Origin of the sequence: Desulfuromonas acetoxidans DSM 684 (assembly GCF_000167355.1) — a bacterium.
In the GTDB taxonomy this organism is placed as follows: domain Bacteria; phylum Desulfobacterota; class Desulfuromonadia; order Desulfuromonadales; family Desulfuromonadaceae; genus Desulfuromonas; species Desulfuromonas acetoxidans.
This window is the reverse complement of record NZ_AAEW02000036.1, coordinates 1-15659: the sequence shown is the minus strand read 5'-3', so window position 1 is coordinate 15659 and position 15659 is coordinate 1. Positions and strand designations below refer to the sequence as shown.

The following is a 15659-nucleotide window of genomic DNA, read 5'->3' as shown; positions in this document are numbered from 1 at the left end:
GTGGTGATAAGAGTCACTTCCTGGATATCCTCCTGTGGATTTGGTTGTAGGGGGTTAATGGTACAGTTTGTGTTGATGATAGATATCTGAGTGCTTTTGTCAAGTTTTATTCGTTTTTAACCATATAGCAAAACTGCGAAATTTTTTATCTGCGTAACGTTGCAATAAGCCGTGTCGGGCGCAGCAATAATTCAAGGGCTTCATAACAACTCAAGCAAACGGTGTCTGCAGCATTCAGTGCAATTGTTGCAGCGGCTTCCGGGCCGATAACCGCCAGGCCGAGTGCTGCATCCCTGAGCATGAGGTGGTCGTTGTAGCCATTGCCGATCGCTGCACAGTTATCGTGCCCCAGTTGATGGATGAAGCGTTGTTTGCCAACATCCTGATTGTTTGGTTCAAGGACTTCAAGCCGGGCAGAAACCGCAGCGAGTTGCTGGGCGGCGCTGCCGTGGGTATCAGCCGTGATCACGTGCAGGGTCAGGTTGTCGGCCAGTTGACGCAGGGGCGGGATCAGTTCGCTGATCAGTTGGCCGTCGCAGGCCAGAGTGCCATTATAGTCAAGAACCAGATGCTGCAAGTTGAGTGTCCTGTAACCGGGAATATCGATGCGGATCATGACGTCGTATCCTGGGCCGGGCTGACCAGGGGCAGCACTTGTTCAATGGCGAAGAACACCAGGTAGCGGTCCTTGTTGCCGACGTAGCCACGCCCCGATTCTGTGAGCAGCTCCTCAATACGCGGGGTGTTCCGTTCTTCGCGCAGTTTGCGCAGATGCAGGCGGACGCCCCGGTAGCCTTCTGCGTCTTCAAGGAACAGATAAGCTGCATGGGGATTGCTTGTTACATAGTGATGGCTGAGGCGGTCGAGCATGATGAAGGCTACGCTGCCATCCTCGAAAAAACGCGGCTTGGCATAGAGCGCTGAATTGACACGTCCATCACTGCTGGCAGTGGATAGGATGCCGCTGCCTGTTGTGTCCCTGAAGTAGGCCTCAAGCTGTGCTGAATCCATTTGAATCTCCATAAGGGGTTTGATAACGTGTACTATTTGCGATTGCTTGAATTAACTATGGGCTCAGGCTATAGAAAAAAACTCTTGCATCAAGTGTCATTGCTAACCAACTGCTCATCCTACAGGAGATCGTCTTGAATTTATACCGGCTTTTGAACAGTACGGCATTGTTGTTGTGCACGGCAGCCGCTTGGGCGCAACCATTTCCCGAGCAGGTGACCACTCCGGTTTCCCAAACCCTCGAGGTGCGTCAGCAGGCGCAAAAACAGGATGATGCCTGGCAGGCCCAGCGGGAAAAAATGGTGAATCAACTGGAGCAGTTCAATCGACAAAAAGCGCAGTTGGAGCAACAGTGTGCTCAGTTGGATCATCAGGTTGAGCAACGCCAACAGCGCATTGGCGCGCTGCAACAGGATCTGGTGGAATCGGCGCGCTTGACCGATGAAATGGTGCCGTTTCTTGCTCAGGTGGTCGAACAACTCGGTCAGCAGGTTGAAAAGGATCTGCCGTTTCTCGTTGAAGAGCGGCGCCAACGCCTTGGCCGATTGAACGCGTCCCTGGATGAGGGGGAGCTGTCGATTGGTGAGAAGTTCCGGCGTGTCTTTGAAGCTTTGCAGGTGGAATCTGCTTATGGCCGCCGCTTTGATGTGGTGCAGAAGAATATCCGTGTTAATGGCACGTCGACTTTGATGAATGAACTTCAGGTGGGCCGCTTGGCCCTGTTTGCTCAGTCGCTGGATGGTCAGCGCAGTGCGGTTTACGATCCGGCCAGCGGCGAATGGCTCGGTCTCAATGAACGTGTTAACGGTGATTTACGCAAGGCCGTGGAGATGGCCGGCAAACATCGTCCCGTTGATTTGCTTACTCTGCCGCTCGGCAAGGTGGTGGCACAATGATGCGGCTGAACACTGTGATAGTGATGACGTTGATCGCGTTGCTGAGTTGTCCGGTTCAGGCTGAGGACCAACGGGTGCAAGCCCAGGCGGCCAAAGAGCAACAGCAGCAGGTGGTTGCTCAGGCTCAGGCGGAACAGCAACAGGCTGAAGAGCAGGCTCGCCGCCAGTTACAGGCTCTGACCCGTGACCGAAAGGCCCTGACTGCGGCTGTCGATGATGCGCGGCGCAACGTGATGCGGTTGAAAAAGCGTCACCAGACTCTGGAGCAGCAGGAGAAAACGTTGGCGCAGCAGCAGGCCCGTCTGGAAAAGACCCAGAAGGAGCAGCGGCAGCGGCTGCAGGAACTGCTCGGTTTTATCCGTCTGGCCGCCAAAGATGCCGACGGCTTGCTGCACAGCAGTCAACTCAATGCACTCCATCCTCAACGCACGGCAGTGCTCAATCGGTTGCAGCAGCAGGACGATGTGCCGGCCATGGATGATGTGGCGGCCATGAGCCAGGCCTTGCTCGATGAGATGCGTGGCACGGGTGAGGTGCAGATTGTCGACCAGAACATTGTCGACCGTCAGGGGGAGACGCGCTCGGCCCAAGTGCTGTTGCTGGGCGATTTCAGTGCCGCCTACCGCACTGACGAAGAGAGCGGCTTTCTGCTCTACTCCGAGGCGAGTAGTCGGCTGTTTGCTCTGTCAGAACTGCCGGCGCGGCGCTGGCAACATCAGATTGACCGTTACCTGGATGGGGAAACCGCTCAGGCGCCCATCGATGTCGGGCGCGGTGCTTCTCTGCGCCAGTTGATGTATCAGACCGATTTTAATGACCAACTGAGCCAGGGTGGCTTCATCGTCTGGCCGATTTTACTGATCGGCGCCGTGGCTGTGGTATTGATTGGCGAACGTAGCTGGTTTTTGCGTCGCAACCGTTTTGATGGCAAAGTCTTTCTCGGCCGTCTTGAACCGTTGATTGAGCAGGGTAAATGGCACGATTGTGAAACCGCCTGCCAGGAGCATGACGACAAACCATTGCCGCGGGTATTGCGCGCCGGACTGCCGTATCGCGACCTGAATCGCGAAGATCTGGAGAATTCCCTGCAGGAAGCCATTCTCGGTGAGATCCCTCGCTTGGAACGGTTTCTGTCCACGCTGGCGGTGCTGGCGTCCATTGCGCCGTTGCTCGGTCTGCTCGGTACGGTCACCGGCATGATCAACACCTTTCAGGTGATTACCTTCCACGGCACCGGTGATCCGCGCCTGATGTCGAGTGGTATTTCCGAAGCTCTGGTGACCACCATGCTCGGTCTGGCCGTGGCCATCCCCATCATGCTGTGCCACAGCCTGTTGTCACGACGGGTCGAGATGGTGATTGGTGAGCTGGAGGAGCGGGCGATCCGCTTTGTCAATGTGATCTGTAAAACCCGCGTTACCCCGGATAAGCCGTCATGATCCATGCGCTGTGGTATCCGATTGAAGATTACTTGAGCGCTGGGGGGCTGGTTATGCTGCCGCTGGCCGTGGTGTCGTTGTTGTTGTGGGCGTTAATTGTTCACAAGCTGGTCACGCTCAAAGCATTGTACCGACCCACCAAAAGTGAGGACCACATGGTGCGGGTTTTGGACAATGCCGGTCATGCTGTGCTGTCGGGCGTTCAGGGGCAGTTGATCCGTGAGTTCTTCCGGCGGCGCAGTGGCGATGCACAGCTTGACAGCCATATTGTTGATGAAGCGAGTATGGCGGTTTCCCATCCCCTGGAGCGTGGCTTGACCTTAATCGGTGTGTTGGCCGCCATTGCGCCGCTGCTCGGTCTGCTCGGCACCGTGGTGGGCATGATAGCCACCTTTAACAGCATTGCCGTATTTGGTACCGGTAATGCTCGGGCGATGGCTGGAGGCATTTCCGAAGCGCTGATCACCACCCAGACCGGTCTGCTGATTGCGATCCCCGGCCTGTACATGCGCAACTTTCTTCAGCGGCGGGCAGGTAATCTCAAGCATCAGGTGGAGTCGCTGGCTCTGACATTGAAACGGCAACTGGCCCACGGAGGAGAGTTATGATTAATATCACCTCCAGTCGGCGCGCCAAACGTCAGGGGTTGGAACTCAATATTGCCCCGTTGATCGATATGGTGTTTATTCTGTTGATCTTCTTTCTGGTTACCACCAGTTTTGTCCGTGAGACCGGCATTGACGTGCAACGGCCAACGGCCAATACCGCAGTGAGCAAGGAGAAGGCCACCATCCTGATTGCCATCAGCGAAGATGACCGGATCTACATCGAAGGGCGAATGATCGATGTGCGGGCCATTCGCGTACATGTCGAACGTGCCTTGGCCGAAAACCCCGAAGGCAGCGTGGTGATTGTTGCTGATCGTGGCAGCCGCACCGGCACGGCCGTTGAGGTGATGGATGCCTGCCGTCAGGCCGGAGCGCAGGATGTTGCTCTGGCGGCAGGAACGCCCAGCGGGAGCAGCATGTGAGACTGACGCAGCTTGCCGAGCATCCTCTCTTTGCGTGGGGTACCGCGATTGTCGCCACCCTGGCGATCAATCTGGCGCTGTTCTGGCTGTTGCCGCAGTTGACCGGGCAGAACGTTGAAACCACAGCGGATTTGCCGACTTCTGCGGTGCAGGTGGTGCGTGTCTCACCCCCTCCGTCACCGAAAAAGCAGGTGGCGGAGCAAAAACCGCAACCTCAGCCCCAGGTTCGTAAACGGCTCACCCCGACGCAAACCCCTCAGCCGATCCCACCTCTGCTGAAGATGAATCTGCAACTGTCGCCCCAGTTGCCGAGTATGGGCGATATCGCCATGCCCGATGTCGCGCTGGCCGACGTTGCGCCGGTGCCGGACGTCTTCGACAGTGACGCTTTGGATCGACCGTTGACGCCACTGGCCCAATCGCCGTTTATCTATCCGTTACGGGCCAAGCGCCTCGGTATTGAAGGCTGGGTCAAGGTCAAGCTGCTTATCTCCACGCAAGGTGCGGTTGAACAGGTGCATATTCTCGAGGCGCAACCGCCGGAGATGTTTGAAACTACGGTGGAGCGTGGTATTCGTCGCTGGCGGTTCACGCCGGGAACCGTGCAGGGCAAGCCGGTACGCAGTTGGGTCGTGACCACGATCCGTTTTGAGTTGGAGTCGTGATGAAGAGATTTCTGGACTGTTTTCTCTTGATTCTGCTCCTGATGGTGAGCCTGCCGTCTGGTGTACCTGGGGCCGATATTCCTCTTGATGTGCGACGTCAGGTGTTGGCTGCCCAGCAGTTGATGGATGAAAAGCTCTACGACCAGGCCCTGACGGCTTTGGGGGAGAATAAGAGTGAGCAGGATCACTATTTGATCGACTTTACCCGTGGCAACATTTATTTGCTCAGTGAGCGTCCGCAGCAGGCGTTACTGTGGCTGCAGCAGGTGGTTGATAAAGCGCCGGACTATTTGCCGGGCTGGTTGAATCTGGCCCAGACACAGTACGCACTCGAACTCTATGTTGCGGCAGGTACAAGTTTTGAGCGGGCTTTTACCTTGAGTGATCCGCCCAGACGTTCACTGCGCTATAACGCAGCGCTGTGTTTTATGCAGAGCGGGGAATGGGAGCGGGCAAAACACCTGCTTCGTCAACTGGTGGCTCTTGATCCGCAGCAGGTGGAGCTGCCCTGGCGTGCAGCGCTGGTGCAGGTGTATCTCAATCTTGATCAGCCGCAACAGGCGTTGTCACAACTGATGATTCTGGTGCAACAGACTCAGGGTGCTGAACAACGCCGCTGGCGGGAAGTCCTGGTGCAGCAGTATCTGACTCTTGAGCGCTATGATGATGCGATTAGCGCATTGAACCGCTATACCGAGGTGGATGGTCTTTACCCGCGCTGGTGGACAGTGTTGACCTATGCCTATTTGGAGAGGCAACAATACCGTCAAGCGTTGGTCAGCCTTAAGGTGGTGGATTATCTGCGCCCCCTGTCGGAACAGGAAGCCCAGTTGCTTGGTGACCTGCATCTGCAACTCGGTGTTCCGCAACAGGCCGAGCGTTATTACGAGCAATTGCTGCAACAGCGCCCCGATGATGACAGCGTGTTGACGCGGCTGGCCCATGCCTGCCTTAGTCAGCATCAGCCGCAACAGGCCCTTCAATGGGCTCGTCAGGGAGACAATCCGAAGTTGCGGGCGTTGCGGGGGCAGTTGTTATTTCGCCTAGGTCATTTCGCTGAGGCGTATGAGGTGTTCAGCGCGTTGGCCGGTGAGGCGGACTCTCCCGGTTCTCAGTGGCTGATGGCCGGTTATGCTGCTTGGAACGGTGAGTTGTGGTCGCAGGCCCGTCGGGCATTAAATCATGCGGTGACTTATCCGGCTCAAAAAGAGCAGGCACAGCGGTTACTCACCCAATTGAACGAAAGGCCGTGATGAATTTATTGATGGCTATCGGCGAAAACGCGTGGCAACTGCTACTTGAATCAGCACCGTATATCTTGTTCGGTCTGCTGATCAGCGGTGTTTTGAGTACGTTTCTGACCAGTGGTATGATCGCCCGCCATCTCGGCTCGGGACGGGTTTTGCCGGTGATTAAGGCAGCCTTGTTCGGCATCCCTTTGCCGCTGTGTTCCTGTGGTGTGCTGCCGGCGGCCGTGACCCTGAAACAGCAGGGTGCCAACCGTGGTGCGACCACAGCCTTCATGATTGCTACGCCTGAGTCCGGGGTTGATTCCATTGCCGTCAGTTATGCTCTGCTGGATCCCTTTCTTACGGTGGTGCGTCCGGTGGCGGCATTGATCAGTGCTGTGGCTGCCGGCATTGTTGAGAATCTGTTTGTTGTTTCGCCCCATAAACCGATGCAGGCGGACGATTGTTGTTGCTCATCCACCAGTGAAACACGGCGCAGTCTGATTCAGGGCATTCGCTATGCCTTTACCCAGGTGTGGCACGATATGGCGCTGTGGTTTTTTCTTGGCCTGTTGTTGGCCGGTCTGATTACGGCTCTGGTTCCGTCGTCAGTGATGGAAGCGTGGTTGGGCGGTGGCGTTTCTTCGCTGCTGATTATGCTGGCGGTGGGCATTCCCATTTATATTTGTGCCAGTGCTTCAACACCGATTGCTGCGGCGCTGATCCTGCAAGGGGTCAGTCCCGGTGCTGCGTTGGTGTTTCTGCTGGCTGGTCCGGCGACCAATATCACGTCACTGACGGTGCTGGTGTCGATTCTCGGCAAGCGCGGAACCGCCGTCTATCTGATGATGGTCAGTGGTGGGGCGCTGATGTGTGGTTGGTTGGTGGATCAGGTGTATCGTGTTATGGCTTGGTCCCCTCAAGCACGTCTCGGTAGCGGTGGCGAGTGGCTTGATCCTGCTGTTGAAAAAATCTGCGTGGCCGTATTGCTGGTGGTGTCGTTGCCGGTTGTTGCCAACTGGGTGCAGAAAATCGTGTCGCGTTGCAAAAGAGTTATTCGCTAACGCAGCTGATCACCCGATTGCGTCCTTCGGCTTTAGCTTGGTAGAGGGCTTTGTCGGCCAGACTCAACACTTTACTGGCGCTTAGTTCATGGCGTAAAGCGCAGACGCCGAAACTGGCGGTGACCGTTCCCACCTGATCAAATTGATGATTGCGCAGGGCACTAAGCAGTTTGTCTGCCAGTTGTTCGGTTTCTTCCCGGTTGCTGCTTGGCGCAATAATCAAGAATTCTTCTCCGCCCCAGCGCCCTACGTGATCAGTGACCCGGATGTTTTCCCGGATGAGTTGGGCTATCTCTTTGAGCACTTGATCTCCCACCGGGTGACCATAGGTGTCATTGACGGTTTTGAAATGATCAATATCGAAAATGATGACACCGCACGGGATCTGGTAGCGGACAAATAATTGTTCCTGCTCCAACAGCATTTTGTCGAGCTTGAGGCGGTTGGCCAGTCCGGTCAGTTTGTCGGTTTCCGACAGGACGAGCAAACGTTGGTTGTATTTGCGTAGCTGGTAGTAATGGACGCTGAACACACCGGCGATAAACGCCAACACACCGAAAATTTTCCAGAATAACGTGTAGTTGAATCCCATCTCCTGTTTGACGGAGGACCAGCGGTTGTAAATCTCCTGTTCCTGTTCTGGAGTCACGGTGTGGATCAGCTTGTCAAAGATGCTGAGCAATTCGGGTTGATCGTTGCGGGTGCCGATGGCCAGGGCGACTTTATCGTCCACACGACCGCTGATTTTGATGACACTGGTGAACTCTTTTTGAATCTGTTCCGCAATCACCATCAGGTTGTCGACGTAACAGTAGAGCTCGCCGCTTTCCACCCGCTCCAGACCATCGCTGATGGAGTTCACTTCGACAATGTTGGCGTTTGGATACTTGGCGCGTAACTGTTCGCCAATGGCATACCCCTTAACCACCCCGATGGGCTGGTCGATAATATCCCCGATGTCGTCAATAAAGATTTTATCCATGGTAGTGGCGATGACTACCGGCAGGGTGACATACGGATGGGTGAAGTCCATATAGGTGCTGCGTTCCGGCGTTCTTGCCGCCAGGGAAAAAATATCACAGCGGCGTGCTTTTGCCGCATCGAGAGATTCCTGCCAGGAGGACGTTTCGAGAACTTCAAGCGGAATCGGTAATTTCTCCTGAAACAGGGAGAGGTAGTCGGCGGAAATTCCGTAATGCTTGCCGTTAATCAGGCCTTCAAAAGGCATCCATTCGGGATCGACACAGACGCGAATCACCTTTTTTTTGTCGAGAAACTGCTGTTCACGGGTTGTGAACGCGGTGTTCTGATTGTGTTTCTCAATGACATCGTCAAACTGATAGGCCGGCAACGGGGCGTGGCTGTCGATGATATTACGCGACAACAACTGTTTGTAGGTCAGAGACGTCAGTTCCGGTTTGATAGTGCCGATGGGATACAGATCGAGAAGAAACAGTTCGCGAGTGACGTTGGCTTCAAAGCGCAAGGCGTCCAAAGGCTTTTGCGGTGCATATTTGTTGTGAATGATCTGGATCGTTTCTTCCGGGTGATCAAAGGCGTAATGCCAGCCCTTGTTGGTTGCCTGGAGAAAACGCCGGGTGCGTCCGGTATGTTTGAGCGCCTCTTCCTGGCTGGTGAACAGATTGGCGGCGCTCATGATAAAACCATAGTCTGCCGGATTGATGATGTTGTAGGCGACTTTACGCTGGTTCAATTCATAGATCTGGTTGGAGAGAAAAGCACTCATCGCATCGACTTTACCGTCGATAAAATCATCAATGGAGAACTTCTCGGCAGTGATGCTGGTGTTTTGAGGGCTGATGTTGTAATGGCTGAGCAGTAACGCCAGGGAGCTGTATTTCAGCTCATCACTGGTGCCCATGATTACTTTTCCTCTGAGATCAGCCGGTGTTTTTATGTTGGGTTGGGTGACAAATACCAGTGGCGAGCGTTGGAAATAGGAGGCCAGTAAAACAATCGGCAGGATTTCTTTCTCTTCAACGATCAGGCTGGAGTTGTGCATGCCGTAATTGACATTACGCGACAACACCTCATGGACAATATTGGTTCCGGGCTGATATTCGAGCAGGGAGACGTCCAATCCCTGTTTGGCATAAAACCCCTTCTCCCGCGCCATGATGAATCCGGCATACTGGAACTGGTATTTCCAGTCGAGTTGTACCACCACCTGCTCAAGTACTGTTTGCTTTGCCCTGACCGGGCTCGGCACAATCAACAGTGCAGTAACAAGTAGTAAGATAAAACTGCGAACCGGCATGGAGGTCCTTGTCAATGAAGTGAAAGCTTGAAAATTAGAGATTCCAATAATAGCACAGGTTAAACTCTTTATGAAAACCGATTGTCAGGCAGAATCTGTTTTACTGTGAACTTCGTGATGGTGCAGGGTGCGGTCAAAGAAGCGGGCGACCCGTTGCTCAAACTCCTGCGGATGCCGATGGTAGAATTCAACGTGGTCAAGCTGTTCATCAAACCATAATTCCACCGGCTGTCCGGCGGCTTTTTCAAGGGCAAAAATTCCTTCATACGGCACCACCTGGTCCTGGCCACCCATCATCAGGAAGATGGCGCGTGGGCTGATGTCGCCGATACAATGCAACGGAGCCACGGCGGCGCTGTTGAACTGAAGCTGGCGCTGAGCGAAAAAGTTGATCAGAGGTGCGAACGGATAGGCGGGCAGCCCGGTAAAACGCTTGACGCTGAGATTGATGGTATGGGCGATGGATGCGTAGGGAGATTGGGCGACGACTGCTGAAATGCGAGGGTCACGGGCGGTATAACACAGCGCCAGGGCTCCCCCCATAGAGTTGCCGAACAGGCCGATGGTTTGGTCGGGATGCTGCGTGAGAATGAACTCGACCGCCGCTTCAAGGTCCCGCCATTCGTGGTAGCCAAAACTGATTAGTTCGCCGCTGCTGTGGCCATGGCTGCGCAGATCCGGCAGCAGTACGCCGTAACCGTAGCGTTCCAGCATGGCGGCAATCGGAATCATTTCACTGCAATCCATCTTGTAGCCGTGGCACAGGATGATGGTTGCTCCATTGGTGCCGGGACGGTACAGTGCCGACAGCGTTTCGCCGTCCACCGTGGTTAATTCAATGGTGCGGGCATCCAGGCGATGGATTTCAAGCTGTTGCACCGGGTGCAACTCAGGGCGTTCGATATAACGCTGCTGACGCTTTTGCCAGGAGTTGCATGTCATTTTGCGGGCCTGGCGCCAGGAGGTGACCAAAATGATGGCCATGGCCATGAGGACAATGACCAGCAAGAAGGGCAGTAATGAAAGAAAAATGTGCATCCTCTTAGTATAGCCTGAATCTGCACATGAATCGATGTCAAATAGCACAGGCCTCTGAATGGTCTCAGGCGCTGAAACATCGTCATGGGGTCACGGATTCAGGGCGTGACGATATCCTCTATTGGCGAAGCACGGAAAAATCCGTACAATGTGGTTTTGCCGAAAGCCGTCCATCCCTCTGGGAACCACGGTTTTGAAGCGGGCGATTTGAAAAAACATCAAGTGGATCTTTTTGAATAACAGGAGTCTGTGTGTATGAGTGAAGACAGTAAAAAAATTATTTACAGCATGATGAAGGTCAGCAAAAGCTACAACAAACAGCCCGTCATCAAGGATATCTCGTTGTCCTATTTTTACGGTGCCAAGATCGGGGTTCTGGGTCTTAACGGTTCCGGTAAAAGTAGCCTGCTGCGTATCATGGCCGGTGTGGACAAAGATTTTAACGGCGAAGCTGTGTTGTCCGAAGGCTACTCCGTCGGTTACCTCGAGCAGGAGCCGCAATTGGATGACAGCAAGACCGTTCGTCAGGTGGTGGAAGAGGGTGTTCAGGAGACCGTTGATCTGCTCAAGGAGTTCGAGGAGATCAACCTGAAGTTCGCCGAGCCCATGGATGATGATGCCATGGCCGCCCTGTGTGACCGCCAAGCCCAGGTTCAGGATAAGCTCGATGCGCTGGATGCCTGGGATCTCGATTCCCGCCTCGATCTGGCCATGGACGCGTTGCGCTGCCCACCGGCTGACGCCCATGTCAATGTGCTGTCCGGTGGCGAACGGCGCCGGGTGGCTCTGTGCCGCCTGCTGCTGCAGAAACCGGATATCCTGTTGCTCGATGAGCCCACCAACCATCTCGATGCCGAGACCGTGGCCTGGCTTGAGCAACATCTGCAGCGTTACGAAGGTACGGTCATTGCCGTGACTCACGATCGCTACTTCCTCGACAATGTCGCCGGTTGGATTCTTGAACTGGACCGCGGTCACGGTATTCCTTGGAAAGGCAACTATTCCTCGTGGCTGGATCAGAAGCAAAAGCGTCTTCAGAATGAGGAAAAAGCGGAATCGGCCCGTCAGCGAACCCTGCAGCGTGAGCTGGAGTGGATTAATATGTCACCCAAGGGACGCCACGCCAAGAGCAAAGCCCGCATCAGTTCCTATGAAAAACTGCTTGATGAGGGGGGCGACAGCCAGACCCGTGATCTGGAGATCTATATTCCGCCCGGACAGCGTCTCGGTGATATCGTTATCGAAGCGGATCACGTGCAAAAGGCTTTTGACGGTCGTCTGCTCATGGAGGATATGAACTTCAAACTGCCGCGTGGTGGTATTGTCGGGGTGATTGGTCCCAATGGTGCCGGTAAAACAACCCTGATGCGCATGTTTACCGGTCAGGAACAGCCGGACAGCGGCACCCTGACACTGGGCAGCACCGTTCAACTCGGTTATGTCGATCAAAGCCGCGATACTCTCGACGGCGACAAAAATATCTGGGAAGAGATCAGCGGCGGCCAGGATATGATGATGCTCGGCACCCGCGAGGTGAATTCCCGTGCCTATGTGGCACGCTTCAACTTTTCCGGCAGCGACCAGCAGAAAAAGGTTGGTACCCTGTCCGGTGGTGAGCGTAACCGGGTCCATCTGGCCAAGATACTCAGTGGTGGTGCCAACGTGCTTCTGCTTGATGAACCAACCAATGATCTCGACGTTAACACCATGCGTTCTCTTGAAGAGGCGTTGGAGAGTTTTGCCGGGTGTGCGGTGGTGATCAGCCATGATCGCTGGTTCCTTGACCGAATTGCCACCCATATGCTCGCTTTTGAAGGCGACAGTCAAGTGGTGTGGTACGAGGGCAATTACAGCGAATACGAGGAAGATCGCCGTAAGCGGCTGGGCCGCGATGCTGATCAGCCGCATCGCATCCGTTATCGCGATCTGACGCGTGCCTGATTGAGAACTTTTCGTTCTGTATTGAAAAAGCCCCGACCTGTTGGCCGGGGCTTTTTTTGTGTGGACTTGGGGGATTTGTTGAGGTGGTTTGTATTTCAAGGTCAAGGTCAAGGTCAAGGTCAAGGTCAAGGTCAAGGTCGCCGGGTCTCGTCCCGGCAGCCGACATCCTTTTGACTGGCCGCTCAAAAGTATGCAAAAACCGGCTGAACACCTCCTGAACCAGGATTCACCGACAATGTGTCTGTTCCCGTGATGCTTCACAGATTCGGCTCGCCGCCCTTTAGGTCGGCGAATCGTGCAACTCATCAGCACTGGCGTAAAACGTTGATAACAGTCATCAGTCGCGCTCTATCTCTGGTGTGGTACCGATCAAGCGGGCGGGACGGTGCCCGCCCTGCAGCCGTGTGTTATTCAGCAGCCAAGCCCTCCCGTTCAGCAGCACCGAACGCAATGAACGTCAGCGCGATGGTTGTCGGCAACCTGTTTGAGCGTTAGCGAGTTTTGCCGACATCGCGGTGTAAGAGAATGGAGCGAGGGAACCCGATAGGGTGCAATGACGGGAGTCGATTTTGCGGTACTTTTGTCGACGCAAAAGTGCCCCGAAGTGCGGGCGCGGAAGCCCGCGTCACGTGGGTACCACCATTGAGAACGGATGAAGTTTGCCAGAGCGATCAGTTCCGAATGACGAACCACTGAAGGTCAAAGTCAAGGTCGCCGGGTTTCGTCCCGGCAGCCGACATCCTTTTGACTGGCCGCTCAAAAGTATGCAAAAACCGGCTGAACACCTCCTGAACCTGGATCAACCGACAATGGGTCAGTTTCCGTTATGCGTCACGGATTCGGCTCGCCGCCCTTTAGGTCGGCGAATCGTGCAACTCATCAGCACTGGCGTAAAACGCTGATAACCAATTGAAGCTGCACTTTATTTCTTCCGTGGCCCCGCTCAAACGGGCGGGACGGTGCCCGCCCTGCAGTCGTGTGTTATTGAGCAGCTAAGCCCTCCCGTTCAGCAGCACCGAACGCAATGAACGTCAGCGCGATGGTTGTCGGCAACCTGTTTGAGCGTTAGCGAGTTTTGCCGACATTGCGATGTAAGAGAATGGAGAGAGGGAACCCGTAAGGGTGCAATGACGGGAGTCGATTTTGTGGTACTTTTGTCGACGCAAAAGTGCCCCGAAGTGCGGGCGCGGAAGCCCGCGTCACGTGGGTACCACCTTCGCGAACGGATGATGTTCGCTGGTGCGATTCGTTTCAAGTTGCAAACCACTGAAGATCAAAGTCAAGGGCGCCGGGTTTCGTCCCGGCAGCCGACATACTTTTGACTGGCCGCTCAAAAGTATGCAAAAACCGGCTGAACACCTCCTGAACCTGGATTTACCGACACTGTGTCTGTTTCCGTGATGCTTCACGGATTCGGCTCGCCGCCCTTTAGGTCGGCGAATCGTGCGACTCATCATCTCTAGCGTAAAACGTTGATAACAATTTTACGCCTCTTTCTATTTCTTTCGTGGCACCGATCAAACGGGTGGGCAGTGCCCACCCTGCAGTTGTCTGTTATTTTGCATCTCTGCCTAAAACATTTTGCGATAATACGGTGCGTTCTTCGGTGCCAACGTCGATGGAAATTCTCCTGCCGGGTTGGGGATAAACGCGCCGTGGTAATGGCATCGTTCACAGGGGATCGGATCCGGTGCGGAATGGCTGCCGTCCTGATTGTAATCATGGCATCCACAGCTGGATACCATGCTGCCACTGTAAGGGCTGAGTTGTCCACGACCGTGATGTGAATACTTCCAGTCGTTGATATCGCCCTGGGCATAGGCGTAATCGTCCATATGACATTGGCGACACTGGTTGCCCCGATCTCCCGGAACCACACCAACGGCGCCGACATCCTGACCGTTGATGCCGCGGCGGATGAGGAAGTTATTGGACGAGCCGTGTGGTTCGTGACAATCGAGGCACGACAGGACATACCCCCCGCGCACCCCGAAAGGGGTCCGACTGAAAACTTCGTAGGCATCGGGAATGCCATGGCGTTCCACATCCCAGTCGATGATGGTCAGGTTGCGTCCTTGAGTGGTGCTGTAGATGGTATCGCTGTGGCAATCGAGGCAGAATGTGTTGTAATCCGGTGTTAACTGCCCGTCTGCCTGAGAGTAGGGAACGGCAGCCGGCTCATAGGTGGCGCTGTAAATGTCGGTCGGATGCGATCCGCTATAGGAATAAAACGGGGCTTGATAGATGGACGAATAATCACTCATCTGCTCAAATTCATCATCCCCCCATTGATCGTTATGGTCTGAAGGTAGAGAGATCGTCGCATAACTGGCATCGGTCAGGTGCTCTTTGTTCTGGCGGGCCAGGTGGGGATTATGACAGGCAGTACAGGGGTCGGAATTTTCCGTAAACCAGCCGCCGTTGTTGGCACCGTATTCCGGGTGGTTCTTCATGTAGACCCAGATGTCATACAGATTGTGGTTGGAACCGCCGGAGTCTACCTGATTAAATTGGGCCATGATACTCGTTGGTCCATTGACGTGACCGCCGAAAGTTTCGGCGTAGTCTTTGTTGACCATGGATCCATTGGTGTCTTGGTAGCTACCACTATCGGTATGGCAGTAAAAACAGAACAGGTCGCTTTGTTGATAGTCGCTGCTTGCGGTCAGCTTGGCGGTATTAAACGTGTCAGCGAACAGTCCAAAAGCAGAAGGCCCACCGTTGTCCGGTCCCGGTTCCAGATCGTCGATGCTGGCATGCTGCTCATGACAATGAGCACAATTGCCGATAGCGTAAACTTCGGGAGGAGGGAAAGGCCCTTGAGTGCGTTTGACACCACTGGTGGCATTACCGTGAGCGGAGAGGGAGTAGGTTTCTGCGTCAACAACAACCGAGCAGAGTACCAGCGACAACACGCTGACCATCGTTGGCCAGAGCTGATGCATAGGAAGCATGGCAAACCCCTTATCGTCATAAAATTAAATAACAATTCGTCGCAGTCCATCGCAAAGTTAATGGAAATCTGCCGACATTCATGTGGGCAGTGTAGGGGAAATTAGACAGAAACG

The 15659-nt window shown here is 54.5% G+C and carries 13 protein-coding genes; 8 read left to right on the top strand and 5 right to left on the bottom strand.

The features are described 5' to 3' along the window. Positions 1–145: 145 nt before the first annotated feature. A complete protein-coding gene (locus DACE_RS16190) occupies positions 146–616 on the bottom strand; it encodes an HAD family hydrolase (protein WP_006003094.1) in 471 nt (156 codons plus the stop codon). Next, positions 613–1011 carry a pyridoxamine 5'-phosphate oxidase family protein gene (locus DACE_RS16185; protein WP_006003092.1) on the bottom strand — a complete coding sequence of 133 codons (399 nt, stop codon included), beginning with the start codon at positions 1009–1011 and terminating at the stop codon, positions 613–615. Before DACE_RS16185 ends, DACE_RS16190 begins: the two co-directional genes overlap by 4 nt. Before the next feature lie 134 nt (positions 1012–1145). On the opposite strand from DACE_RS16185, the gene DACE_RS16180 reads away from it, so the two are divergent. From DACE_RS16180 to DACE_RS16150, 7 genes are read left to right on the top strand one after another with little or no spacing between them, the layout of a single operon-like run. Further along, positions 1146–1907 (top strand): DUF3450 domain-containing protein, encoded by a 762-nt coding sequence (locus tag DACE_RS16180; RefSeq protein WP_006003091.1) that lies wholly within the window; start codon positions 1146–1148, stop codon positions 1905–1907. After that, on the top strand, positions 1904–3346 hold the full coding sequence (locus DACE_RS16175) for a MotA/TolQ/ExbB proton channel family protein (RefSeq protein ID WP_006003089.1): 1443 nt from the start codon (positions 1904–1906) through the stop codon (positions 3344–3346). Before DACE_RS16180 ends, DACE_RS16175 begins: the two co-directional genes overlap by 4 nt. After that, entirely contained in the window at positions 3343–3954 is a 612-nt protein-coding gene (locus DACE_RS16170; protein WP_040367869.1) for a MotA/TolQ/ExbB proton channel family protein, read from the top strand. Before DACE_RS16175 ends, DACE_RS16170 begins: the two co-directional genes overlap by 4 nt. Next, positions 3951–4376: an ExbD/TolR family protein gene (locus DACE_RS16165; protein ID WP_006003087.1), complete on the top strand. Its 426-nt coding sequence runs from the start codon at positions 3951–3953 to the stop codon at positions 4374–4376. The genes DACE_RS16170 and DACE_RS16165 overlap by 4 nt, the downstream gene beginning before the upstream one ends. After that, positions 4373–5041, top strand: coding sequence for an energy transducer TonB (locus DACE_RS16160; protein WP_006003086.1), 669 nt, complete (start codon positions 4373–4375; stop codon positions 5039–5041). The genes DACE_RS16165 and DACE_RS16160 overlap by 4 nt, the downstream gene beginning before the upstream one ends. Then, the gene (locus DACE_RS16155; protein ID WP_006003085.1) at positions 5041–6294 is read left to right on the top strand and encodes a tetratricopeptide repeat protein; all 1254 of its coding nucleotides are present in this window, start codon (positions 5041–5043) and stop codon (positions 6292–6294) included. The genes DACE_RS16160 and DACE_RS16155 overlap by 1 nt, the downstream gene beginning before the upstream one ends. Beyond that, positions 6294–7334 (top strand): permease, encoded by a 1041-nt coding sequence (locus tag DACE_RS16150; protein ID WP_040367868.1) that lies wholly within the window; start codon positions 6294–6296, stop codon positions 7332–7334. Before DACE_RS16155 ends, DACE_RS16150 begins: the two co-directional genes overlap by 1 nt. Here the strand turns inward: DACE_RS16150 and DACE_RS16145 are convergent. Further along, entirely contained in the window at positions 7324–9612 is a 2289-nt protein-coding gene (locus tag DACE_RS16145; protein WP_006003084.1) for a diguanylate cyclase, read from the bottom strand. The two genes, DACE_RS16150 and DACE_RS16145, sit on opposite strands and share 11 nt — an antisense overlap. A gap of 84 nt (positions 9613–9696) precedes the next feature. Next, entirely contained in the window at positions 9697–10650 is a 954-nt protein-coding gene (locus tag DACE_RS17665) for an alpha/beta hydrolase (RefSeq protein WP_006003082.1), read from the bottom strand. 255 nt (positions 10651–10905) lie between these two features. Between DACE_RS17665 and ettA the strand changes: the two genes are divergently transcribed. Then, positions 10906–12591: an energy-dependent translational throttle protein EttA gene (gene ettA / locus DACE_RS16135; protein ID WP_006003081.1), complete on the top strand. Its 1686-nt coding sequence runs from the start codon at positions 10906–10908 to the stop codon at positions 12589–12591. 1571 nt (positions 12592–14162) lie between these two features. On the opposite strand, the gene DACE_RS16125 is transcribed toward ettA, so the two are convergent. Continuing rightward, a complete protein-coding gene (locus DACE_RS16125; protein ID WP_006003080.1) occupies positions 14163–15545 on the bottom strand; it encodes a cytochrome c3 family protein in 1383 nt (460 codons plus the stop codon). Positions 15546–15659: the final 114 nt, after the last annotated feature.

Coding starts and splice junctions, on each gene's coding strand:
- DACE_RS16190 (WP_006003094.1), bottom strand. CDS start 616: ATGATCCGCATCGATATTCCCGGTTACAGGACACTCAACTTGCAGCAT.
- DACE_RS16185 (WP_006003092.1), bottom strand. CDS start 1,011: ATGGATTCAGCACAGCTTGAGGCCTACTTCAGGGACACAACAGGCAGC.
- DACE_RS16175 (WP_006003089.1), top strand. CDS start 1,904: ATGATGCGGCTGAACACTGTGATAGTGATGACGTTGATCGCGTTGCTG.
- DACE_RS16170 (WP_040367869.1), top strand. CDS start 3,343: ATGATCCATGCGCTGTGGTATCCGATTGAAGATTACTTGAGCGCTGGG.
- DACE_RS16165 (WP_006003087.1), top strand. CDS start 3,951: ATGATTAATATCACCTCCAGTCGGCGCGCCAAACGTCAGGGGTTGGAA.
- DACE_RS16155 (WP_006003085.1), top strand. CDS start 5,041: ATGAAGAGATTTCTGGACTGTTTTCTCTTGATTCTGCTCCTGATGGTG.
- DACE_RS16150 (WP_040367868.1), top strand. CDS start 6,294: ATGAATTTATTGATGGCTATCGGCGAAAACGCGTGGCAACTGCTACTT.
- DACE_RS16145 (WP_006003084.1), bottom strand. CDS start 9,612: ATGCCGGTTCGCAGTTTTATCTTACTACTTGTTACTGCACTGTTGATT.
- DACE_RS17665 (WP_006003082.1), bottom strand. CDS start 10,650: ATGCACATTTTTCTTTCATTACTGCCCTTCTTGCTGGTCATTGTCCTC.
- ettA (WP_006003081.1), top strand. CDS start 10,906: ATGAGTGAAGACAGTAAAAAAATTATTTACAGCATGATGAAGGTCAGC.
- DACE_RS16125 (WP_006003080.1), bottom strand. CDS start 15,545: ATGCTTCCTATGCATCAGCTCTGGCCAACGATGGTCAGCGTGTTGTCG.